The sequence below is a fragment of the Novosphingobium sp. fls2-241-R2A-195 genome, from assembly GCF_030209485.1.
In the GTDB taxonomy this organism is placed as follows: domain Bacteria; phylum Pseudomonadota; class Alphaproteobacteria; order Sphingomonadales; family Sphingomonadaceae; genus Novosphingobium; species Novosphingobium resinovorum.
On sequence record NZ_JARVRY010000001.1, the window covers coordinates 134,335 to 155,249 of the forward strand.

At 67.5% G+C, this 20,915-nt stretch carries 21 protein-coding genes; 10 read left to right on the forward strand and 11 right to left on the reverse strand.

Annotated features, from left to right (window positions below; translation table 11 throughout):
* Positions 1-48 precede the first annotated feature (48 nt).
* The 3 genes from QRN25_RS00705 to QRN25_RS26435 all read left to right on the forward strand — a co-directional run bounded on the left by QRN25_RS00705 (position 49) and on the right by QRN25_RS26435 (position 3,611).
* Entirely contained in the window at positions 49-837 is a 789-nt protein-coding gene (locus tag QRN25_RS00705) for a tetratricopeptide repeat protein (RefSeq protein ID WP_285016809.1), read from the forward strand.
* A 25-nt stretch (positions 838-862) separates the two neighbouring features.
* A complete protein-coding gene (locus QRN25_RS00710) occupies positions 863-2,224 on the forward strand; it encodes an outer membrane protein assembly factor BamB family protein (RefSeq protein WP_285016812.1) in 1,362 nt (453 codons plus the stop codon).
* A 1,009-nt stretch (positions 2,225-3,233) separates the two neighbouring features.
* Positions 3,234-3,611: a methyltransferase family protein gene (locus QRN25_RS26435; protein WP_502910398.1), complete on the forward strand. Its 378-nt coding sequence runs from the start codon at positions 3,234-3,236 to the stop codon at positions 3,609-3,611.
* Between the two features lie 179 nt (positions 3,612-3,790).
* Here the strand turns inward: QRN25_RS26435 and QRN25_RS00720 are convergent, their stop codons facing one another.
* Entirely contained in the window at positions 3,791-5,164 is a 1,374-nt protein-coding gene (locus tag QRN25_RS00720; protein WP_285016816.1) for a glutamate--cysteine ligase, read from the reverse strand.
* A 69-nt stretch (positions 5,165-5,233) separates the two neighbouring features.
* Positions 5,234-5,980: a 16S rRNA (uracil(1498)-N(3))-methyltransferase gene (locus QRN25_RS00725; protein WP_285016818.1), complete on the reverse strand. Its 747-nt coding sequence runs from the start codon at positions 5,978-5,980 to the stop codon at positions 5,234-5,236.
* Between the two features lie 130 nt (positions 5,981-6,110).
* Between QRN25_RS00725 and ubiA the strand changes: the two genes are divergently transcribed.
* Positions 6,111-7,025, forward strand: coding sequence for a 4-hydroxybenzoate octaprenyltransferase (gene ubiA, locus QRN25_RS00730; RefSeq protein ID WP_008828920.1), 915 nt, complete (start codon positions 6,111-6,113; stop codon positions 7,023-7,025).
* A gap of 4 nt (positions 7,026-7,029) precedes the next feature.
* On the opposite strand, the gene QRN25_RS00735 is transcribed toward ubiA, so the two are convergent.
* Positions 7,030-7,401: a VOC family protein gene (locus tag QRN25_RS00735; RefSeq protein WP_036525922.1), complete on the reverse strand. Its 372-nt coding sequence runs from the start codon at positions 7,399-7,401 to the stop codon at positions 7,030-7,032.
* 95 nt (positions 7,402-7,496) lie between these two features.
* Here QRN25_RS00735 and soxR point away from each other — a divergent pair, with 95 nt between their 5' ends.
* Positions 7,497-7,937, forward strand: a complete 441-nt coding sequence (gene soxR, locus QRN25_RS00740; RefSeq protein ID WP_285016846.1) for a redox-sensitive transcriptional activator SoxR — start codon at positions 7,497-7,499, stop codon at positions 7,935-7,937.
* On the opposite strand, the gene QRN25_RS00745 is transcribed toward soxR, so the two are convergent.
* From QRN25_RS00745 to QRN25_RS00770, 6 genes are all read right to left on the reverse strand, one after another.
* Positions 7,934-8,215 carry a BrnA antitoxin family protein gene (locus QRN25_RS00745; RefSeq protein WP_285016848.1) on the reverse strand — a complete coding sequence of 94 codons (282 nt, stop codon included), beginning with the start codon at positions 8,213-8,215 and terminating at the stop codon, positions 7,934-7,936. The genes soxR and QRN25_RS00745 overlap by 4 nt on opposite strands.
* Positions 8,178-8,450 (reverse strand): BrnT family toxin, encoded by a 273-nt coding sequence (locus QRN25_RS00750; RefSeq protein ID WP_285016823.1) that lies wholly within the window; start codon positions 8,448-8,450, stop codon positions 8,178-8,180. Before QRN25_RS00750 ends, QRN25_RS00745 begins: the two co-directional genes overlap by 38 nt.
* Positions 8,451-8,561: 111 nt before the next feature.
* Complete coding sequence (locus QRN25_RS00755) at positions 8,562-12,002, reverse strand: AAA family ATPase (protein WP_285016825.1); 3,441 nt, start codon at positions 12,000-12,002, stop codon at positions 8,562-8,564.
* A gap of 27 nt (positions 12,003-12,029) precedes the next feature.
* On the reverse strand, positions 12,030-12,791 hold the full coding sequence (locus tag QRN25_RS00760) for a DsbA family protein (protein ID WP_285016827.1): 762 nt from the start codon (positions 12,789-12,791) through the stop codon (positions 12,030-12,032).
* 189 nt (positions 12,792-12,980) lie between these two features.
* Positions 12,981-13,718 carry a thioredoxin domain-containing protein gene (locus tag QRN25_RS00765; protein WP_285016828.1) on the reverse strand — a complete coding sequence of 246 codons (738 nt, stop codon included), beginning with the start codon at positions 13,716-13,718 and terminating at the stop codon, positions 12,981-12,983.
* Positions 13,718-14,299: a DUF721 domain-containing protein gene (locus tag QRN25_RS00770; protein ID WP_211149566.1), complete on the reverse strand. Its 582-nt coding sequence runs from the start codon at positions 14,297-14,299 to the stop codon at positions 13,718-13,720. Before QRN25_RS00770 ends, QRN25_RS00765 begins: the two co-directional genes overlap by 1 nt.
* Before the next feature lie 29 nt (positions 14,300-14,328).
* Here QRN25_RS00770 and QRN25_RS00775 point away from each other — a divergent pair, with 29 nt between their 5' ends.
* From QRN25_RS00775 to QRN25_RS00790, 4 genes are read left to right on the forward strand one after another with little or no spacing between them, the layout of a single operon-like run.
* The gene (locus QRN25_RS00775; protein ID WP_285016832.1) at positions 14,329-15,381 is read left to right on the forward strand and encodes an A/G-specific adenine glycosylase; all 1,053 of its coding nucleotides are present in this window, start codon (positions 14,329-14,331) and stop codon (positions 15,379-15,381) included.
* Complete coding sequence (locus QRN25_RS00780; RefSeq protein WP_285016833.1) at positions 15,378-16,676, forward strand: serine hydrolase domain-containing protein; 1,299 nt, start codon at positions 15,378-15,380, stop codon at positions 16,674-16,676. Before QRN25_RS00775 ends, QRN25_RS00780 begins: the two co-directional genes overlap by 4 nt.
* Position 16,677: 1 nt before the next feature.
* Positions 16,678-17,568: an NAD(+) diphosphatase gene (gene nudC, locus QRN25_RS00785; RefSeq protein WP_502910397.1), complete on the forward strand. Its 891-nt coding sequence runs from the start codon at positions 16,678-16,680 to the stop codon at positions 17,566-17,568.
* Complete coding sequence (locus QRN25_RS00790; RefSeq protein WP_285016835.1) at positions 17,565-18,071, forward strand: STM3941 family protein; 507 nt, start codon at positions 17,565-17,567, stop codon at positions 18,069-18,071. The genes nudC and QRN25_RS00790 overlap by 4 nt, the downstream gene beginning before the upstream one ends.
* Here the strand turns inward: QRN25_RS00790 and QRN25_RS00795 are convergent.
* Both QRN25_RS00795 and mgtE read right to left on the reverse strand, forming a co-directional pair.
* On the reverse strand, positions 18,068-18,463 hold the full coding sequence (locus tag QRN25_RS00795) for a DUF1489 family protein (protein ID WP_069708889.1): 396 nt from the start codon (positions 18,461-18,463) through the stop codon (positions 18,068-18,070). The two genes, QRN25_RS00790 and QRN25_RS00795, sit on opposite strands and share 4 nt — an antisense overlap.
* A 139-nt stretch (positions 18,464-18,602) precedes the next feature.
* On the reverse strand, positions 18,603-20,006 hold the full coding sequence (mgtE, locus tag QRN25_RS00800; RefSeq protein WP_285016852.1) for a magnesium transporter: 1,404 nt from the start codon (positions 20,004-20,006) through the stop codon (positions 18,603-18,605).
* 305 nt (positions 20,007-20,311) lie between these two features.
* On the opposite strand from mgtE, the gene QRN25_RS00805 reads away from it, so the two are divergent.
* Complete coding sequence (locus QRN25_RS00805) at positions 20,312-20,782, forward strand: peptidylprolyl isomerase (RefSeq protein WP_008831009.1); 471 nt, start codon at positions 20,312-20,314, stop codon at positions 20,780-20,782.
* Positions 20,783-20,915: the final 133 nt, after the last annotated feature.

Below are 20,915 nucleotides of genomic sequence, written 5' to 3' on the forward strand. Positions count from 1 at the left end.
CTAAACAGCCCCGCAACCGTCCCGTTTTTCGCTAGAAAGCGCCCTATCTTGGCTCTGCCCCCCGACACCAATTCCGCCGCCGCAGCGCGTAACGCCGCCCAGCAGGACGTTTTCCTGCGTGAAGTCGACGACGCCGTGCGCCAGGACCAGCTCGAAGGCTTCATGAGCCGCTACGGCAAGCCGCTGATCGCCGTCATCATCATCGCCCTGCTCGCCTTCGCGGGCTGGATCTACTGGCAGCACCGCCAGACCCAGGAGCGCGAGGCGCGTTCGGAGGCCTATGTGCAGGCGCTCGACGCCCTGCAGTCGGAGAATCTCGACGCCGCCAAGGCCAAGCTGGCGCCGATCGCCGGCGCCGATTCTTCGGACGCGACAGTCGTGTCGGCCCGTCTGATGCTTGCGGGGATCGCGCTGCGTCAGGAGAAGAAGGCCGATGCGCTCAAGCTCTATCGTGAGATTTCGGCCGACGGCAAGGCACCGCAGGTGCTGCGCGACCTCGCCTCCGTGCGGGAAGTCGGCGCCGACTTCGACGCGATGAAGCCCGAGGACGTCCTCAGCCGCCTCAAGCCGATGGCCGCTCCCGGCAATCCGTGGTTCGGTCCCGCGGGCGAACTCGTCGGCATGGCCTACCTGAAGCAGAACAGGCAGGACCAGGCCGGTCCGCTGTTCGCCGCGATCGCCAAGGACGAAAGCGTCGAGGACGGCCTGCGCAGCCGCGCCCGCCAGCTTGCCGCCGTGCTCGGCGTCGATGCCGTGGACGACGTGGTGGACGAAAAGGGCGAGCCGCTCGACAAGCCGATAGCCAAGATCGTCCAGCCCGCCGAAGTGGCGAACTGAGAACATGACACGTGAGGACATTCGCATGAACGCAGCCCGCAACACGACGTCTTCGCGCGCGAAGAAGGTCGTGCCGCTGATCGCCCTCGCACTCGTCGCGGGCCTGTCCGGCTGCAAGATGTTCGGCGGCGGCAAAGGCCCGGCCAAGACTCCGACCGTGGGCAACCGCGTGCCGATCCTGTCGCGCATCGAAAGCGGCGCCAAGGTCGACGCGACGCTCGGCGCGGTTTCGGTGATCCTGCCCCCGGCAGAGGTCAACACGACCTGGGCGCAGGGCGGCAACACCCCGAACAAGGCTTACGGCAACCTCGCGCTGGCGGACAACCCGACCAAGGTGTGGACCGCGCAGATCGCCGGTTCGACCAACCGCGCGCGCCTTGCGGCGGCCCCGGTCATCGGCGGCGGCAAGCTCTACGCGATGGATACCGAAGGCACCGTCCACGCCTTCGACGCGCAGAGCGGCGCGAAGCTGTGGACCAAGAGCTTCTCGGTCTCCGGCAACAACGCCAAGTCCGTGTTCGGCGGCGGGGTCAGCTTCGACGGCGACAAGCTCTACGTCACCACGGGCCTCGGCGAAGTCGCGGCGCTGAACGCGGCGGACGGCAGCCAGCTCTGGACCAAGAAGCCCGCCGGGCCGCTGCGCGGCGCGCCGACGATCGGTTTCAACCAGGTCTTCGTGATGACGCAAGACAACCAGATCGCCGTGCTCAACGCGGCGGATGGCGCGACCATGTGGCAGGAATCCGCCTCGCTGACCCAGTCGGGCGTGTTCGGCGTCGCCTCGCCCGCGCTTGGGCAGGGCACGGTGATCGCGGGTTACTCGTCGGGCGAACTGGTGGCGTACCGTTACGAGAACGGCCGTCAGGTCTGGTCGGACGCGCTTTCGCGCACTTCGATCTCGACCGAAGTGGGCAGCCTCACCGACGTCGACGCCGACCCGATCATAGATCGCGGCCGTGTCTATGCACTGGGTCAGGGCGGGCGCATGGCCGCTTACGAACTGGTCACCGGCCAGCGCATCTGGGAACTCAACCTCGCGGGCATCTCGACCCCGTCGGTGGCGGGCGACTGGGTCTTCACGCTGGACGACCACGCCGAAATCCTCGCCATCGCGCGCGGCACCGGCAAAGTCCGCTGGCTGACCGAACTGCAGCGCTACAAGAACGCCAAGAAGCGCAAGAATCCGATATTCTGGGTCGGTCCGGTGCTGGCGGGCAGCAAGCTGTGGGTCGGTAACTCGCGCGGGCTCGTGGCCACCATCGATCCGTCGAGCGGCACGATGACGCCATTCACCGAACTCAGCGATCCGATTTCGCTGGCGCCTGTCGTGGCGAACCAGACGCTCTACGTCCTCGACGATTCGGGCCGTATCACCGCCTTCCGTTGAATCAGGCGGGGCGCAGATCGCATGAGATTTGCGCCCCCTTAACCAATTCCCTCTACGCCCTGCGGCCATGAGCACCGCATCCACCCGCCGCCCGGTCAGCGACGTTTCCGCAGGCGTGGGCCTCTCCGGCCTCGTCGCGCTGGCCCTGTGGATCCTGTTCTGCCGCAACTGGGGCTCGGTCGTCGATCTGCTCGGCCTGCAGGCCCCGCGCGAGCCGATGAGCGGCCCCTATGCTTCGCTCGCCACGCTGGCCTTTACCGGCGCCGCCATGACCGCATGGTCGCTGCTGGTCGACAAGGTGCACTTGCGCCCCTCCACCGGCATCGACTGGTCGCAGCGTCGCCCGCTCTCCGAAACGCTCGACATCTCGATCACCAAGCTGACCGGGCTGTGGATCACATGGGCGCTGATAGGCTGCTTCTACTTCCTGTGCCGATGGTACTGGGAGGGGCAGTATCTGTTCGCTATGGACGTGTTGAGTGCCGTTGTGGCACCCTTGTTCGCCCTCTCGGTGCCCTATGTCCTGTGGCTCGACCGGGTCATGGTCGAGCCGCGCGACGCCTCTTGGCACTTCGGCGCGATGCTGATCGGCCGCGAGCCATGGTCCGCCGAAGAGGTGAAGAAGCACTGGCGCGCCTGGGCGATCAAGGGCTTTTTCGGCGCCTTCATGATCTCGATCCTGCCCGGCGGCTTCGCCAACATCGTCAACGCCGACTTCGGTGCGATCGCCCGTAACCCCGTCGATCTCGGCTCGATGACGATCGAGGGGCTGTTCCTGATCGACGTGCAGATCGGCACCGTCGGCTACCTGTTCACCTTCCGCCCGCTCGACGCCCACATCCGCAGCGGTAACCCGTTCCTGGCAGGCTGGGTCGCGGCGCTGATCTGCTACCCGCCTTTCGTGTGGGGCACGATGGGCAATGCCAATGTCCTTGGCTACGAAGTCAACACCGGCGGCTGGGCGCACTGGATGGCGGCCTACAACGTGCTGCTGTGGGGCTGGGCGGCGATGATGGTGGTGCTGACCGCAATCTACGCCTGGGCGACCTTCGCGTTCGGCCTGCGCTTCTCCAACCTGACCTATCGCGGCGTGCTGACCAACGGCCCTTACCGCTTCACCCGCCATCCGGCGTACCTGTCGAAGAACCTGTTCTGGTGGACCTCGACGCTGCCGTTCCTCGTGACTAACGGATCATGGACCGACGCGATCCGCAACACCGTACTGCTGGGCGTGGTGAGCGGCATCTATTATTGGCGAGCGCGGACCGAGGAAGTGCACCTGCTGGCGGAAGATCCCAAATACCGGGAATATTACGACTGGATGGGGGAGAATGCCTTCATCACCCGGACTTTGGCGAAAGTCGGGCAGAAGTTGAAGTTCAAATAAAGTCCTGGGGCCATTGCCCCAGACCCCCACACTGTCGTCGTTGTGCGTGCAGACCTGTCAGCCTCAAATGGCGCCGCAGGCTATTCGTCTTTCGGCTCAACGCCTTGGATGACGAGGCTGCGCGCGTGCCCTCGACGGTATACGGGGTGCAGGGGTGGTAAACCCCTGCATTTCACCCCTTAAAACGTCTTCAGCGCATAGACCTTGGAAAGATCCCCGCCCCACTCGCCATTATACAGGTCGAGCAGGCGCTGCGCCGGAACCTTGCCGGTCTTCACGATTTCGGCCAGCGGTTCGAGATAGCCCGTTTCGTTGTCTCCCGCCGAGTTCAGGCGGCCTCGTGCAGCGAGGCCCGAGCGGGCTATGTCGACCACTTCGCCTGCGATGTCGCGCAGGGTGCCGCCGCCCGGGATCGGTGCATCGAGGCCCAGCTTCGGCGCGGCCGAGCGCAGCGCTTCGCGGCCTTCCATGTCCCAGTCCTTGACCAGATCCCAGGCGGCGTCGAGCGCGCCCTGATCGTAGAGCAGGCCCACCCACAGCGCGGGTAGAGCGCAGATGCGGCCCCAGGGTCCGCCGTCGGCGCCGCGCATTTCGAGGAAGGACTTCAGGCGCACTTCGGGGAAGGCGGTGGACAGGTGGTCCTGCCAGTCCGACAGGCGCGGCTTCTCGCCGGGGAGTACCGAAAGCTCGCCCTTGAGGAAGTCGCGGAAGGAGAGGCCGGCGGCGTCGATGTACTTGCCGTCGCGGAACACGAAGTACATCGGCACGTCCAGCATGTACTCGACATAGCGTTCGTAGCCGAAGCCGTCCTCGAACACGAAGGGCAGCATGCCGGTGCGGTGCGGATCGGTGTCCGACCAGATATGGCTGCGGTACGAGAGGTAGCCGTTGGGCTTGCCTTCGGTGAAGGGTGAGTTGGCGAACAGCGCCGTCGCCAGCGGCTGGAGAGCCAGCGAAGTGCGGAACTTCTGCACCATGTCGGCCTCGCTGGAATAGTCGAGGTTCACCTGGATGGTGCAGGTGCGCAGCATCATGTCGAGGCCCATGCTGCCCACGCGCGGCATGTGGTTCAGCATGATGCCGTAGCGCCCCTTGGGCATGATCGGCAGTTCTTCGCGGGTCTTGTCCGGCCACATGCCGAGGCCGAGGTAAGCCTTGCCCAGCTTTTCGCCGACCTGCTTCACTTCGGAAAGGTGGCGGCCGGTCTCAGCGCAAGTCTGGTGCAGGTTTTCGAGCGGCGCGCCCGACAGTTCCAGCTGGCCCGCCGGTTCGAGGCTGACGTTGCCGTCCGCGCCCTTGAGGGCGATGACGTTTCCGCCTTCCTCGATCGGCGTCCAGCCGAACTGGGTCAGTTCGCCCAGCAGGTCGCGGATGCCGCCCTTTTCGGTGTACGAAGGCGCGTGGTGGTCGGCGGTGTCGTAGACGAACTTCTCGTGCTCGGTGCCGATGCGCCACGCCTCGCGCGGCTTTTCGCCTGCGGCCATCGGCTCGGCGAGTTGGGACAGGTTTTCGATAACCGGATCTTCGCGATCCGAAACCTCACGAGTGCTCATGGGCGCGGAATTAGTGTGCCCTTCGGCGCCGCGCCAGAACTTTTTGTACCGGTCAGTCTAACATTCCTGTCATGTCCAATCTCCGGACACTGCCATCCATAGCCCGATGGCGGAAATGCAGGCGGTTTCGGCCCGCAGAATGCGCGGCCCCAGAGTGATCGCGCACGCCTGGGGATGGGCGCGGACGAGATCGCGCTCGGTATCGTCGAAGCCGCCCTCGGGGCCGACGAGGAGCGCGGCCGGGCCTTTGTGCGCGGCGAAGGCGGTGGCGGCAGGCGCACCGCCCTGTTCGTCGGCGAAGAACAGGGCGCGGTCCTCGGGCCAGTCGCGCAGCAGGGCATCGAGCCGGACCGGTTCCTCGACGCGGGGCAGGGCGGTGCGGGCGCATTGCTCGGCCGCCTCGGTGACGATGGTGAGCGCACGCTCGGGGTTGAGTTTGTCGGCCACGCAGCGCCGGGTGACGACCGGCTGTACGGCGGCGACCCCCAGTTCGGTGGCCTTTTCCAGCACCAGATCGAAGTTCGGCTTCTTGAGCAGCGCGGCGCAGAGCACGAAGTCCGGCACGTCCTCGCGCTCGCGCAGCTTCATGCGGACCGAGAGCACGACGTCGCGCTTTCCGGCGGAAACCACCTCGCAGGCCCATTCGCCGGTCGCGTCGTCGCAGGCGATCACCGCGTCGCCCGCGCCGACTCGCATGACCTTGCCCAGATAGTGCGCCTGCTGGCCCTCCAGCGCGATCTGCCCACCATCTTCGAGCGGTCCGGGGACGAACAGGCGCGGCGCGGAGCGGGGCGGCCAGGCGGGGGTTGCGGGCATCTTCAACGGGTTCCTCAGGCTGACGCGCCCTTTTCGCGCCTCAGCGGGAAGGATGCAACGGTGGGCAAGCTGTGTTCACCAGTCACGTTCGGGCATGACAGAACGCGCGCGATGCACTACTCATCGCGCGATGCTCGAACCTTCGCTCGTCCCTGACAGCCAGCATCGCGGGCTCGTGTCGATGCTGCCGCAGCCGTTTCGCGACTTCGCGATGCTGGCGCGATTCGACCGGCCGATCGGCTGGTGGCTGCTGTTCTGGCCCTGCGTCTGGGGCGTTCTACTGGCAGGTGGCGAAAGCCGCTGGAGCCTGATCGCCTGGTTGCTGCTCGGCTCGATCGCGATGCGCGGTGCGGGCTGCGTGCTCAACGACATCGTCGATGCCGACCTCGACCGCCGCGTCGCCCGCACCGCGCAGCGCCCGGTCGCGAGCGGCCGCGTCAGCAAGGGCGCGGCCTGGACCTGGCTGCTGATGCTATGCGCCGTGGGGCTGGTCGTGCTGTTCCAGCTGCGCCCGCCCGCGCAGCTGGTGGCTCTGGGCAGCGTCGGCCTCGTCGCCGCCTATCCGTTCATGAAGCGCATTACCTGGTGGCCGCAGGCGTGGCTGGGCATGGTTTTCACGTGGGGGGCGCTGGTCGGCTGGATCGAGATCCGCAGCGATCATCTGGAGGCGCTGGCGGCGCTCTACCTCGGGTCGATCGTGTGGTGCATCGGCTACGATACGATCTACGCGATTCAGGACATCGAGGACGACGCGATCGTCGGCATCCGTTCCTCCGCCCGGCGCCTCGGCGCGCGGGTGAAGGGTGGGGTCGGTGGCTTCTACGCTCTCGCGCTGGCGCTGTGGGCGCTGGCGTTCTGGGCGATGCGGCCGGACTGGGTGGCGCTCGTCGCGCTGGTGCCGATGGCGCTGCACCTCGGCTTCCAGGTCATGACGCTGGACCCGGCGGACGGCGAGAACGCGCTCGCCCGCTTCCGCTCCAACCGCGATGCCGGGCTGGTGATGGCGCTGGCCTGCTGGGTGGTCGGCAACGCCGGGGTGATCTGATTGCCTACGCGTAGCTGACCAGCTCGAATTCTATCCCGTCCCAGTCGAAGAAGTAGAACCGGCGGCCCGGATCGTAATCGGCGTGGTTGAATGGTTCGAGGCCTGCGGCAAGCACCACCTGTTCGGCCGCGTCGAGATCGTCGACCACCAGCCCCACGTGATTCAGCGGCGCGCCCTTGCCGTAGCGCCCGCGTTCGCGGCGGTCGGTATAGACGGCGATGTAGCTGAAATCCCCGCCGACGTGGATCGTCTCGCCGCCGTTGATGGCGGGCCCGCGCCAGCGTTCGTGCCAGCCGAGCAAGTCCTGCAGCAAGGCGGACGAACGCTCGATGTCGCTGACGGTGAGGTTGGCATGTTCGAGGCGGCCCTGGGCCATTCTTCTTTCTCCTGCGTCACCGGCGAATCGGCCGGCTTGGCAAAAGTGCAACCTCAACCTAACTTGAGATCAAGCGCTTTCGGAAGGATATCGATCTGGTCGCGGACCGCTTCATTACCATCGGCGAACTGGGTCGGCGTACCGGCGTCGCGGTATCGGCACTGCGTTTCTACGAGGAGAAGGGGCTGCTGCAGGCGCTGCGCACCTCGGGAAACCAGCGGCGTTTCCTGCGCTCCGACATTCGCCGCGTCAGTTTCATCCTGATTGCGCAGAAGCTGGGCCTCGCGCTGGCCGAGATCGAGCGCGAACTGGCCGACCTGCCGCAAGGCCGCACCCCGACATTGGCCGACTGGGAGCGCATCAGCCGCTCGATGCGCACGTCGATCGACGAAAAGATCGCGTTGCTCGAACTGACTCGCCGCAAGCTGGACGAATGCATCGGCTGCGGCTGCCTCAGCCTGACGAAATGCCGTCTCTACAACGCCGATGACGTCGCGGGGGCGCAAGGGCCGGGGCCGCGCTTCGTGCTGGGCTAGATCCCGAGCGCCTTGCGCAGTTCGGCGTTGATGCGCGACTGCCAGCCCTTGCCGGTGGCGCGAAACGCCTCGACCACATCGGGGTCGAGCCGCAGCGTGACCTGCTTCTTGGGATTGGCGGCGAGTGGGCGGCCGATCGACTTGAGCGAGCCCGAGGCGGGGCGGATCAGCTGGTCGCCCTTGTAGATGGCGGCCATGCGGAACATTTCCTCGGTCCATTCGACGTCGTCGTCGTCCGGGTCAATCCAGGGTTCGGAAGCGGGCTTGGTGTTCTCCATGATGCGCATGCCTTATCGTGATGATCCGACGGTTGCCGTCGCGCGGTGTCCAGACCAGCGATATGCGGCGACCATGGAGAAACCCGAAGACGCGATAGCGGGTCTCTCCATAGTCCTTGCGATCGTCCAGAACCTCAACATAGGTGTTTGCGAAGACCATGTGCGCATCTGCGATGTCGATCCCGCGTTCCGCCAGTATCTTCCGGCGTTTCGAAGATTCGAATGAAATCTGCAATTGGATGCCTCCCATGAACCGGAATCATAGTCGACCTCCTTTGCCGTCACGCTAGCCTCAGTCGCCGGCAGTGTCGGATTTTTGTAACTACAAATATAAAGGCTTGCAACCTTACACTGCGGCTGCCAGCAGTTCCTCGGCACCGCCGAGGTCAACGCTGACGAGACGGGAGATGCCCTTTTCCACCATCGTCACACCGAACAGGCGGTGCATGCGGCTCATCGTCACCGCATTGTGCGTGACGACGAGGTAGCGAGTGTCGGTTTCCTTCGTCATCGCTTCGAGCAGGTCGCAGAAGCGTTCGATATTGGCGTCGTCGAGGGGGGCATCGACTTCGTCCAGCACGCAGATCGGTGCGGGATTGGTCAGGAACAGGCCGAAGATCAGCGCCACCGCCGTCAGCGCCTGTTCGCCGCCCGAGAGCAGGGTCAGCGACTGCAGCCGCTTGCCCGGGGGCTGGGCGTAGATTTCGAGGCCAGCCTCCAGCGGATCGTCCGAATCGACGAGGGCGAGGTGCGCCTGCCCGCCCTGGAACAGCTGCTGGAACAGGCGGCGGAAATGGCCGTCCACTGCCTCGAAGGCGGCGCGCAGGCGTTCACGGCCCTCGCGGTTGAGGTTGCCGATGGAGCCGCGCAACCGGTTCACCGCTTCGGTCAGTTCGGCCTTTTCGCTGACGGAGAGGCCGAGCTGCGCCTCGGCTTCGGCGAGTTCGTCGGCGGCGACGAGATTGACCGGGCCGATGCGCTCGCGCTCGGCGGTCAGGCGGTCCATGCCGCTGCCTTCGGCCTCGGCGCCGCTCACTTCGGCGGGGGCGAAGGCGAAGCGCTCGGGCAGGACCGGGGGCGGGCACTGGAAGCGCTCGCCCGAGAGGCGGTTCATCTCGGTGCGGCGCTGGTCCTCGTGTTCGGCGCGGGCAGAAGCCCCGGCGCGGCCCTCGCGTGCGGCGGCGAGGGTTTCCTGCGCGGCGGAGAGCGCGGTGTCGGCGCGTTTCGCGGCTTCGGTGGCGGCGTTTACCGCTGCTTCTGCCTTCGCCAGTTCATCGCCGAGGCGCACGCGGATCGCCTCACCCTGTTCGATCTGGGTCATCAGCGAGGGGGGCTTGGCGGCCATGATCGCGCGTTCGGTCTCGATCTCCTCCAACCGTCCGGCCATCTGCGCGAGGCGGTTCGCGGCATCGCCCGAGCGCGCCTGCCAGCCGCGAATGTCGGCGCGCTGGGTGGTGGTGCGCTCCCGCGCGACGGCGAGGGCCTGATCGTGGCCTGCGAGCGTCGCCATCGCGTGCTGCAGGGCCGAGCGGGCCTCGCCGTTGCGGGCTTGCGCGGCCTGCAGTTCGGCGCGGCCGGTGGCGGGATCGGGTAGCGCGACGCGTTTCGCCTCGGCGGCGGCGACTTCGGCGTCCACGCCGCTGCGCTGGTCGGCGGTTTCGGCGAGGGTCGCGTCGAGTTCGGTACGGCGGGCCTGCTGGCGAGCGCGGGCATCCTCGGCCTGATCGACGGCGCGCAAGGCGCTGCGCTCGGCCTCGGCCGCCGAGGCGATGGCGCGTTCGGCAGAAATCACGCGGGAGGAGAGGTCGGCCAATTCCTGCTGCACGGCGGCCTGCCGTGCTTCGGCGGCGGTGACGGCCGCGCGCAAGGGGGGCAGCTTGGCGTCGAGTTCGGCGAAGCGGTTCTCCGCTTCCAGCCTTGCGGCTTCGGCCGCGCCTTCGCCGCGTGCGACGAAGCCGTCCCAGCGGCGCAGCACGCCCGCGCGCGTGACGAGCCATTCGCCGGGTTTCAGCGCGCGCGCGTCGTCCGTCTCGACCACATGGACCAGCGCGAGGCGGGCCGCGAGTTCGGGCGGGCACTGCGCGACATGCGCGGCGAGGCTGTCCGCCACCGGAGCTGGGGCTTCGGCACCGGTCCAGAAGCGGCCGTCGGCGTTCGGCACCGCACCCAGCGGGGCCTTGGCGTCGCGGCCGAGCACGGCGGCGACCGCGCGTTCGTAGCCGGGCGCGGCGCGTACTGCGTCGATGGCGACGGGCAGGCCATGCGCGGCCTTGGCGCCCTTCGCGCGTGCCTCGCGGTCACGGACGAGGGCGGTGTGCTCGCGTTCGATGCCTGTGAGGTCGGCGCGCGCGCCTGCCAGCGCCGAGGCAGCGGCGTCGCGGTCGGCCTGTAGCGCGGTCTTGCGCGCCTGCATGTCCTCCAGCCCCTCGCGCGAGCGTACAAGGGCGGCGCTTGCCTCCTCTGCCTTGGCGCGGGCGGCGGCGATGGCGGTCTCGAGGTCGCCGAGGTCGGGCAGGGCGGCGACTTGCGCCTCGATCCGGGCGACGTCCTGCGCCACGCGGGCCTGCCGCGCCTTCGCTTGCGTTAGCTCGGCTTCGGCGATGCGCCATTCGGCCTCGACGCCCGCCTGTTTCGCGGTCGCCTGCGCGAGATCGAGTTCGGCGGCGCGGCTGGCCTGTTCGGCGCCATCGACCATGTTGGCGAAGCGCGGGCGCTGCGCTTCATCGGCGGCGAGCTGCTTTTCGCCCTCGGACAACTCGCGCTCCAGCCGGGCGAGGGCCTCGGCGGCGTCGCGGGTGAGGCGGTCGGCGTCGTGGCGGTCTTCTTCCAGCCGGGTGCGCTGGCGGTCGAGGTCGGCGAGGCGCTGCTCGGCGGCTTCGAGCTGGCTGGTCAGCGTCGCCATGCGGTGGCCTTGCGCATTGGCATCGTCACGGCGGTCGGCGAGTTCGTCGCGGGCCTCCGCCAGCGTCTCGGCTGCGGCGGCCTGCTGGCTCTGGGCTTCCACTGCGAGCGCCTGCGCCACGGCGACGCGCTCCTCGGAAGCCTGCGCTTCCTTGCGTGCCGCATCGGCAGCGGCGGCGGCCTCGCGCCAGCGGGCGAAGACGACGCGGGCTTCGGCAAGGCGGATCTGGTCGGTCAGGGCCTTGTAGCGCTCGGCCGCCTTGGCCTGCCGCCGGAGCGTGCCGACCTGCTTGTCGAGGCTCGCCATGATGTCGTCGAGGCGGGCGAGGTTGGCTTCGGTGGCGCGCAGGCGCTGCTCGGCGTCCTTGCGCCGCACGTGCAGGCCCGCGATGCCCGCGGCTTCTTCCAGCATGGCGCGCCGCTCGGCAGGTTTGGCGGCGATGACCGCGGCGATGCGGCCTTGGCTGACGAGCGCCGGGCTATGCGCGCCGGTGGCGGCATCGGCGAAGATCAGCGCCACGTCCTTGGCGCGCACGTCCCGCCCGTTGATGCGGTAGGCGCTGCCCGCGCCGCGCTCGATGCGGCGGACGACTTCGAGTTCGTCGCGCACGCCTTCGGCATTCGGCGCGGTTTCCGCCTTCAGCACGACTTCGGCGAAGGCGCGGGGCGGGCGCTTGTCCGTGCCCGCGAAGATCACGTCCTCCATCCCGCCGCCGCGCATCGACTTGGGCGAGCTTTCGCCCATGACCCAGCGGATCGCTTCGAGCAGGTTGGACTTGCCGCAGCCGTTGGGGCCGACCACGCCGGTCAGCCCCGGATCGATGCGCAGCTCGGCGGGCTCGACGAAGCTCTTGAAGCCGCTGAGCTTTAGCCGGTTGATGCGCATCGAGGTCGGGTCAGGCGATCACGCCGGTCAGCGCGCGCCTGCTTCCTTGAGCTTGGGCTCCAGTTTGTCCCACTCCATCGAACCGACGTTGTTGCCATTGATGATGAAGGTGGGGGTGCCGGTGACGTTGAACTGCTCGCTCGCCTTTTGCGTCTGGTCGGCGAGCGCCTTGGCCTTGGTCGTGTCGGCAAGGCAGGCGGCGGCCTGATCGCGCGCGATTCCGCGCGAGGCGAAGAAGTCGGTCATGCCCGCGACTTCGGAAATGGCGGCGAGCTGCTGCTCTTTGGGCAAGGCATCGATCTGGGCGAGGCGTTCCTTGCTGGCGGCCTGCATGTTCTCGAACATCTTGGGCTGCCAGGCCCAGAACTGCTCGCTGAGCGGGATCACCGCCTCGGTCGAGCCGCATTCGGCCAGCAGCGAGGCCGGAATGTCCAGCGCGTTGAGCATGAAGTAGCGCAGTTCGTAGCTGACGCGGCCGCTGGCGACGTAGTCGTCGCGCAGCGGCTCGAAGCTCTGCTGCGCAAACAGGGCGCAGTGCGAGCAGCTGAGGGCGCCGTATTCGACCAGCTTGATCGGGGCGTTCGGGTTGCCCATGCGGTAGCCGCCCTCGGCGGTCTTCTCGATCGTGTCGGCCCAGGACTTGCCTGCGGGCGCGGCGATCTTGGCGATCGGGGCGCCCGAGGTGGCACCGGCGGTGGGCTCGTCCTTCTTGCCGCAGGCGGCGAGGCCGAGGGCAAGCGGGGCGACCACGAGGCCGAGGGCGATGGTGCGGAAACGGGTGCGAGTCATCGGGAGGCGAATCCTTCGTGTGGATTTGTCACAGGGCTAGCCCATGGAGGGGGGAAAACGAAGCGTGGACGGGGGTATTCCACAAGTGCGGCGTTGTGTTGGGACGCCCACCCCGCTGCGACTAGGCAGCAAGCTGCCAAGTCTCGCTCCCCTCCCGCATGCGGGAGGGGCCGGGGGTGGGCTCGTGGATCAGATATTGCCCGCGCGCTGCTGGGCCTGCTTGTCGGTGATCGCCTTGGACACCGTCGCCCAGTCGTGCCCGTCGAGAAGGTCGCCGTTGAGCGTGAAGCTGGGCGTGCCCTGCAGGCCGAGCGCCTGCACTTCGCCCTGCTGGCCCTTGAGCTTGTCGAGCATCGCGGTGTTGGCGAAGCACTGGTCGGTCTGCGTGCGGCTGAGGCCCCACGAAGCGGTCTGGTCGTAGAAGCCGAGATCGCTCGCCATGGCGCGCATGCGGGCGGGGAAATCGCCCTGATACCAGCGCTGCTGCTGTTCGCGGTTGGTCGCCTCGGCCTTCGCGAGCCATTTGTCCTGCGAGGCGAAGAAGGCGTTGTGGCGCACGAAGAAGCGCTTGGGATCGCCGCAGTTGGTCAGCATGGCCACGGTGAGGTCGATCGGGTTGCGCAGGAAGTTGGTCACCGTGACCGAGATCTGGCCCTTGGGCACCATGGTCAGGCGCAGCACCGGGTCAGCTTCCTTGTGGAAGTGGGCGCAGTGCGGGCAGGTGTAGCTGACGTATTCGACCAGCTTGAGCGGCGCGTCCGGATTGCCGAGCCGGTGGCTGCCGTCGGCGGTGACGGCGGTGGCAGCGGTCCAGTTCGTGGAGGCGGGGGGCAGCCCCTTCCTGGGCGCGGCGCCCTTGGGAGCGGCGGCCATGCTGAGAACGGCGCAGGCGGCAAGCGCCACGGCGCGAAAGACGGTCTTGGTCATCACTTGTCTTCCTGACTGTCAGGCTTGTGTTCGGCGGCGCCCATGCTGCGCGCCAGCGATTCGAGCACCGCGCGAAGCTCCGGGTCGCCGATGTCGCGCAGCGATTCCCCAAGCTCGAACGGCACCGGTTTCAGCGAAGGCGGCGCGGACGGGCGCGGCTGCGTGGCAACAGGCGGCTTAACCTCGCCTTGCCGGATTTTCACCTTGGCGACCGCCTGGTAGCCGAAAAAGCGGTTCACCCGGTCCATGATCTCGGGGATCACGTGCTGGATCATCGGCGAATGAGCGGGCACGACGACCAGCTGGAGGATGCCGTCGCTCTTCTCTCCGGGCGGGAAACGGATCGATTCCGGCGAGCAGACGCGTGCGTGGCGGGCGCCGACGATCTCGGGCCAGCGGGACACCACGCTCGACTGCACGAAGCCGAAGCGCCGGAAGGCGGTGCGGCCGACTTCGGGCATCAGGTCCGAGATCTGCCGCGCCTGTCCGCCGCGCATACGCTCGAACTGCTTGAGGCCCGTCTTGCCCTTGGCGGGACGTGGCTTCGATTCACCGGGGGATTTGCCGCTATTCCGTTCCATTGCCCGCGATCCAATGCCATAGCGGCGGCATGGACGCCAGTTCGGATACTGCAATCGCGGCGATGCTGCTCGACTGGTACGATGTGCACGCGCGCACCTTGCCGTGGCGCGCCGCACCGAGCACGCCCGCGCCCGATCCGTACCGGGTCTGGCTGTCGGAAGTGATGCTCCAGCAGACGACGGTTGCGGCGGTGAAGGACTACTTTGCCGCCTTCACTACGCGCTGGCCGACCGTGCAGGCGCTCGCGGCGGCTGCGGACGAGGAGGTCATGGCGGCATGGGCGGGCCTCGGCTACTATGCCCGCGCCCGAAACCTGCTGGCCTGCGCGCGTGAAGTGGCGCGGCTCGGGCGGTTTCCGGATACCGAGGAAGGCTTGCGCGCTCTGCCGGGACTGGGAGCTTATACCGCCGCTGCCGTCGCCGCGATCGCCTTCGGGCGGCGCGCGGTGGTCGTCGATGCCAATGTCGAGCGGGTCGTCTCGCGGCTCTTCGCGATCGAAGAGCCGCTGCCGGGTTCACGGCCCGCTATCCGCGCAAAGGCCGACACCATCACGCCGCAGCGCCGCGCGGGCGACTTTGCGCAGGCGATGATGGATCTTGGCGCCACCGTCTGTACCTCGCGCAGTCCGCGCTGCCTGCTCTGCCCGATTTCGGGGCCTTGCGAGGCACGGCGCATGGGCGATCCCGCAAGGCTGCCGGTAAAGGCGGCAAAGAAGGCCAAGGCCGTGCGTCAGGGCCGCGCCTTCTGGATCGAGCGGGACGAAGCGGAAGTCTGGCTGGTCCGCCGTCCCGGCAGCGGCATGCTCGGCGGCATGCGGGCGCTGCCCGACGATGGCTGGGCGGCGCGTATCGACGGCTCGGGCGAGGGACCGCTTACCGGGCCATGGGAGAGCGCGGGCAAGGTCGGCCACGTCTTCACGCACTTTGCGCTGGAACTGAACCTGGCGGTTTACCTTGGTGACGGGTTCGAGGGGCTGGAAGACGGCGAATGGTGGCCGCTTGATCGGCTCGACGAGGCGGGGCTGCCCACGCTCTTCGCCAAGGCCGCGCGGCTGGCGCTGGCCGAGAAGGAAGACGCATGATCGATCGCCTCGAAGCCGCGCTGGACCGTCGCATGCTGCTGGGCATGGGGGCGGCTGCGGGGCTCGGGGCGATGCTGCCGCGGCTGGCGCGCGCGGCGCAGCAGCCCGAGCTTATCCCGCAGGTCCGCGCGGTCGTCGAGCGCTGGGTGGGGCCGGGCAAGTTCCCCGGCATGGTCGCCTCGCTGGGCCTGCAGGGGCGCGAGCCGGAATATGTCGCGCGTGGCTCGGAAGGCTTCAACGACGCCGATCCGGTGACCGCCGACAGCCTGTTCCGCATCTATTCGATGACCAAGCCGCTCACCGGGATGGCGGCGATGGAACTGGTGGCGCAGGGCAGGATCGGCCTCGATCAGCCCGTGGCGGACGTGCTGCCTGAATATGCGCACATGATGGTGCAGGACGAATACGACGGCTCGATCACCGCGCTGCACGCCGCGCCCCGGCCGATCACGATGCGGCATCTGGTCACGCATAGCTCCGGGATCGGCTACACGATCATCCAGCAGGGGCCGATCAAGGCGCTGATGGAGGACAAGGGCCTCGTCGCCGGGCAGATCAGCCGGATGCAGTTGCCCGGCCTGTTCCGGGGAGAGCCGGTCAAAGGACTGGACCTGTTCGCGCGAGGGCTGGCGCAAGTGCCGCTGGTCGCCGATCCCGGCACGCGCTGGAGCTATTCGATGGGCCTCGACCTGATGGGCCGGGTGATCGAGGTGGTCTCGGGCAGGCCGTTCGACGCCTACCTTCAGGACACGATCTTCGGCCCTGCCGGAATGACAAGCACGGGTTTTCGGGTCTCGGCCGCCGACGCCCATCGCCTCACCACCAATTACGCGGCCGTCGGCGGCGTGCTGGCGCCGATCGACGAGGGGGAGACCTCGATCTACCTCGACAAGCCGGCCTTCCCCTTCGGCGGAGCGGGTCTCGTCAGCACTCCGCGCGACTACGACCGGTTCCTGCGGATGCTGGCGCAGATGGGCATGATCGACGGTGTGCGCGTGCTGTCCGAGAGCGCGGTGCGGATGGGCACCTCCAACCTGCTCCCGCCCAGCGTCCTCGTGCCCGAGATGTTCGGCGGTCCCAGCGGCTTCGGCGCTGGAGGGCGCGTCGGGCAGGGGGCGGAGAGCGGGCTCTACGGCTGGTCGGGCGCGGCGGGGACGGTGGGCATGGTGGACATGGCCCAGGGCCTGCGCTCACAGATTTTCGTGCAGTTCATGCCGCCCAACGCCTTCGACCTCTTGCCCGAATTCCAGAAGGCCCTGAAGGCCGACGTGCTGGCGATCCTGGAGAAACACTGACGTGCTGCTGACTACTCCCGCTGCCCCTATCGCATTCGGCGGATCGCCGATCGACCGCGCCGACCACGTGCGTGGCGACCCAGAGGCCATCGCTGCACTGATGGGGACGAGCGCGCGGCTGCTGAAGCTGGACGGCCTCGACCCGGTGATGACGGCGGAGGGCGGCCTCGTCTGGGGCAGCCTCGCCGATGCGGAAGGCGATGCGGAACTGGTGTTCCTCGGCCTCGAAGGGGAGCGCGGGTGTTTCGCGCAAGTGCTGCCGGGCATTCCCGCCGCCGGGGCGCCGAGCTGGAACGCGATGAACGCGCTGGAGGCGGGCGAACTCGCGGCTTATGGCGGGGCGCGGGCGCTGGTCGGCTGGCATTCGCGGCACCGCTTCTGCGCAGTCTGCGGCGCGGCCACGGTGCTGGCCAAGGGCGGCTGGCAGCGCTCCTGCACCGGCTGCGGCGCCGAGCATTTCCCGCGCGTCGATCCGGTCACGATCATGACCGTCGAGCATGACGGCAAGCTGCTGCTCGGCCGCCAGCCGCGTTTTCCAGCACACCGCTACTCGGCGCTGGCGGGCTTCGTGGAGCCGGGCGAGACGATCGAGGAAGCCGTCGCGCGCGAAGTCTTCGAGGAAGCGGGCGTGCGCGTGCGTGACGTCGAATATGTCGCGAGCCAGCCTTGGCCGTTCCCCTCGTCGCTGATGATCGGTTGCCACGCCTTCGCCGACGACCCGGCCATCGTCATCGACGAGACCGAACTGGAAGACGTGCGCTGGTTCACCCGCGAGGAATGCGTCGATGCGCTCGAAGCGGTAGCCGTGGGCGAGATGGGCCGCGCTTTCGGGGCGCCACCGAAGCACGCGGTGGCGCATGTGCTGCTCAAGTGGTGGGTGGAGCGCGGATGACCGGGGCTTTCGTTGCACACCCCGCGCCGGGCCGTGTGGTTCTGCTTGTGCTTGGAGCGTTTGCTTTCGTAGCCATTGCGCTTTGGATGGTGGGCGCATTCGGTCCGCCGCCTTCTTTCGGGCGCCATTCGCCTGAGGTGACGCGCATCATCGGCTGGCTCGGGATCGTGTTCTTCGGGCTGGCCGGGCTCAGCGGCATCCGGCGGCTGATCGCAGGTGACGAGGAAATGCGCATCGACGCGCAGGGCATCCGCTGGACCCGCTGGTCCGACCGGACGATCCCGTGGCGCGAAATCGTTGATGTCACGGTCTGGCGGCACAAACGGCAGAAGATGATCATGCTGCACCTGCGCGATCCCTCGCGCTATCGTGGCCGGGGGATCATGGGTGTTCTAGCGCGCGGAAACCGGGCGCTGACGGGCAGTGACGTGGCTTTGGTGATGACGGCGATGGACCGCAGTTTCGACGAGGCGATGGCCGCGATCGCTCGGTTCAGAACCTAGACCAGCCCCAGCTTCGCCAGTTCGCGTGCCAGCTTGGGCGGCATGGCGTCGCTCGCCGTCTCGCCTTCGGCAAGGTCGCGCGGGGCGGCTTCCTCGGTCAGATAGCGCCAGCCCTGATGCGCGCGCTTGGGCTGGGTGACGACCGGGATCAGGCGCGGTTCGAGGTGGATGTGCCAGCGGCCGTCCTCGCGCTGCGAGAACCGTACGATCGGCGATCGGCCGATCAGCGCATGCTCGAAGATCCAGTAGAGCGAGCCGCCGATCATCTCCTCGTGCCGCTTGGGGAGATAGCGGGTGGTCATCAGTGCCTCATCCGGGTGGCTTTCCAGCCATGCGCGCAGGGAGGCGGGGCTTTCGGCGGAGAAGGCGATCTTGGTCATGTTGAGCGGCATGGGTGGGAGATAGGGCTTTCCCGGAGGTCAAGAAAGACCCAGGCTGTTCTTCTCCATCGTCATTGCGAGCGCAGCGAAGCAATCCAGGGCAGTTCAGCGCCGTACTGGATTGCTTCGCTGCGCTCGCAATGACGATGGGTCAGGCCAGCCCCACCACCACCGCGAGGCCGAGGAACGAGAAGAAGCCCATCGTGTCGGTCGCGGTCGTCACGAACACCGCCGAGGACACCGCCGGATCGACGTTGAACTTGTCCAGCGCCACCGGCACGAGGATACCCATCAAACCGGCGACCAGGTTGTTGATGACCATGGCCGAGGCAATCACGGCGCCCAGCAGCGGGTTGGAGAAGATCAGCCACGTCCCCACGCCGATCAGCAGGCCCAGCGCGAAGCCGTTGGCCAGCGCGATGCGGAATTCGCGCAGGATCATCCTGACGGTGTTGGAATCGGTCAGTTGGTTCGTCGCGATGGCGCGCACCGCCACGGCGAGCGTCTGCGTGCCCGCATTGCCGCCCATGCCTGATACGATCGGCATCAGCACTGCCAGCAGCGCGAACTTCGCGATCGCCCCCTGGAACAGCCCGACGACCGAGGCCGCCAGCATCGCCGTGGCCAGATTCACCACCAGCCAGGTCAGACGGGCGCGCACGGTCAGCAGAATCGGCTCGTTGATGTCGCCGTCGCCTGCACCGGACAGCAGCAGGGCGTCCTCGCCCGCTTCTTCCTGAATGATGTGGACGATGTCGTCGACGGTGATCTGGCCGATCAGGCGGCCCGCAGGGTCCACCACCGCCGCCGAGATCAGCGCGTACTTCTGGAAGCGCAGCGCGACTTCTTCCTGATCCATGTCGGCCGGGATCAGCGTCTGGTCGCGCGCCATGACGTCGTAGAGCGGGATGTTGCGCGGCGTGCGCAGGATCCACGAGAGCGAGCAGGTTCCGATCGGGCGGTGCATCGGATCGACGATGAACACTTCCCAGAACTCGGTCGGCAACTCGCGATGCTCACGCAGGAAATCGATGAGGTCGCCCACCGTCATCGATTCGTGCACCGCGACCAACTCGCGGCTCATCAGACGACCGGCGGATTCCTCGGGGTAGGACAGCGCCGACTCGATGGCGGCGCGGTCTTCCGGCTCCATCTCGGCGAGGACGGCCTGCTGGTCGGCCTCGTCGAGATCCTCCAGCATCGCGACGGCGTCGTCGGTGTCGAGCTGTTCGGCGATCTCGGCGACGACGTCGGCCGGAAGCGCTTCCATCAGCGCCTCGCGGACCCAGTCGTTCAACTCGGCAATGACTTCCGAGCCCATCAGGTCGCGGATCGCGCCGGCCAGCGTCAGGCGCTCGCGTTCGTCGAACAGCTCGAACAAGTCGGCGATGTCGGCGGGGTGGAGCCCTTCGACGAGGTCGTAGACGCGATCGGTGTCTTCATCGTCGAGCGCGTCTTTGACGCTGCGCACGAATTCGGGCTTGAGGCGGTTGTCCTCGTCCAGCGATTCGGATTCGGGCGCGTCCTGACGCACGGTGTCTTCCGTGTGGTCCATCGGGTCGTGCTTGAGGTCCGCGTCGCTCATGCGGGCCGGTCTACGCAGCTATCTCGCAATTGCAACAGGGCTTTGCCATGGTCACTCGGGACTGCGCGGGCTTCGACAAGTTCAGCCGTGACCCTTCGACAAGCTCAGGGTGAGCGGAGGTGGTGTAAACCTCCCAAACCCGCTCAGGCTGAGCCTGTCGAAGCCCCTTCGGCATGGTGCCGGTTCACGCCCCCTCGTGACATTGCCGCGCCATCGCCTATATCGGGCGCCAAAGTTTACCGGCGCGATCGCGCCCGGCCTCATGGAGACAGGCAATGGCTGACGAATTCCTCACACTCTCGCTCGATACCGGCAACGGCGAAGGCGGCGACGTCAAGATCAAGCTGCGCCCCGACCTGGCCCCCGGCCACGTCGAGCGGATCAAGGAACTGGCCGGCGAAGGCTTCTACGACGGCGTGAAGTTCCACCGCGTGATCCCGGGCTTCATGGCGCAGGGCGGCTGCCCCAACGGCACCGGCATGGGCGGTTCGTCCAAGCCCGACCTGAAGGCCGAATTCAACGCCGAGCCGCACGTGCGCGGCGTGTGCTCGATGGCCCGCACCAGCGCGCCGCACTCGGCCAACAGCCAGTTCTTCATCGTGTTCGACAACGCGACCTTCCTCGACAAGCAGTACACCGTCTGGGGCCAGGTCGTCGAAGGCATGGAGCACGTCGACGCGCTCCCCAAGGGTGAGCCGCCGCGCGAGCCGGGCAAGATCGTCAAGGCGACCGTCAGCGAAGGCTGATAGCTAGTCCTGTGAAAATGCGCTGAGGCGCATTTTCGCGGCACCGGCCCACTCCCCCACCCGGCCTCCCATCGAGGGTACACTAGGCCGTATGTTCGTGCGGTGAAGTTGGCTCGCCCTCGGAGTAAGCAGG

What these genes read in the sequence shown, in the direction of transcription:
- QRN25_RS00765 (WP_285016828.1), bottom strand. Translation starts at nt 13,718, where the DNA reads ATGACCAAGACCGTCTTTCGCGCCGTGGCGCTTGCCGCCTGCGCCGTT.
- QRN25_RS00780 (WP_285016833.1), top strand. Translation starts at nt 15,378, where the DNA reads ATGATCGATCGCCTCGAAGCCGCGCTGGACCGTCGCATGCTGCTGGGC.
- QRN25_RS00755 (WP_285016825.1), bottom strand. Translation starts at nt 12,002, where the DNA reads ATGCGCATCAACCGGCTAAAGCTCAGCGGCTTCAAGAGCTTCGTCGAG.
- QRN25_RS00725 (WP_285016818.1), bottom strand. Translation starts at nt 5,980, where the DNA reads ATGCCCGCAACCCCCGCCTGGCCGCCCCGCTCCGCGCCGCGCCTGTTC.
- QRN25_RS00760 (WP_285016827.1), bottom strand. Translation starts at nt 12,791, where the DNA reads ATGACTCGCACCCGTTTCCGCACCATCGCCCTCGGCCTCGTGGTCGCC.
- QRN25_RS26435 (WP_502910398.1), top strand. Translation starts at nt 3,234, where the DNA reads ATGATGGTGGTGCTGACCGCAATCTACGCCTGGGCGACCTTCGCGTTC.
- ubiA (WP_008828920.1), top strand. Translation starts at nt 6,111, where the DNA reads ATGCTCGAACCTTCGCTCGTCCCTGACAGCCAGCATCGCGGGCTCGTG.
- QRN25_RS00735 (WP_036525922.1), bottom strand. Translation starts at nt 7,401, where the DNA reads ATGGCCCAGGGCCGCCTCGAACATGCCAACCTCACCGTCAGCGACATC.
- QRN25_RS00795 (WP_069708889.1), bottom strand. Translation starts at nt 18,463, where the DNA reads ATGCCGCTCAACATGACCAAGATCGCCTTCTCCGCCGAAAGCCCCGCC.
- QRN25_RS00720 (WP_285016816.1), bottom strand. Translation starts at nt 5,164, where the DNA reads ATGAGCACTCGTGAGGTTTCGGATCGCGAAGATCCGGTTATCGAAAAC.
- QRN25_RS00790 (WP_285016835.1), top strand. Translation starts at nt 17,565, where the DNA reads ATGACCGGGGCTTTCGTTGCACACCCCGCGCCGGGCCGTGTGGTTCTG.
- QRN25_RS00805 (WP_008831009.1), top strand. Translation starts at nt 20,312, where the DNA reads ATGGCTGACGAATTCCTCACACTCTCGCTCGATACCGGCAACGGCGAA.
- mgtE (WP_285016852.1), bottom strand. Translation starts at nt 20,006, where the DNA reads ATGGACCACACGGAAGACACCGTGCGTCAGGACGCGCCCGAATCCGAA.
- QRN25_RS00770 (WP_211149566.1), bottom strand. Translation starts at nt 14,299, where the DNA reads ATGGAACGGAATAGCGGCAAATCCCCCGGTGAATCGAAGCCACGTCCC.
- QRN25_RS00710 (WP_285016812.1), top strand. Translation starts at nt 863, where the DNA reads ATGAACGCAGCCCGCAACACGACGTCTTCGCGCGCGAAGAAGGTCGTG.
- QRN25_RS00745 (WP_285016848.1), bottom strand. Translation starts at nt 8,215, where the DNA reads ATGGAGAACACCAAGCCCGCTTCCGAACCCTGGATTGACCCGGACGAC.
- QRN25_RS00775 (WP_285016832.1), top strand. Translation starts at nt 14,329, where the DNA reads ATGGACGCCAGTTCGGATACTGCAATCGCGGCGATGCTGCTCGACTGG.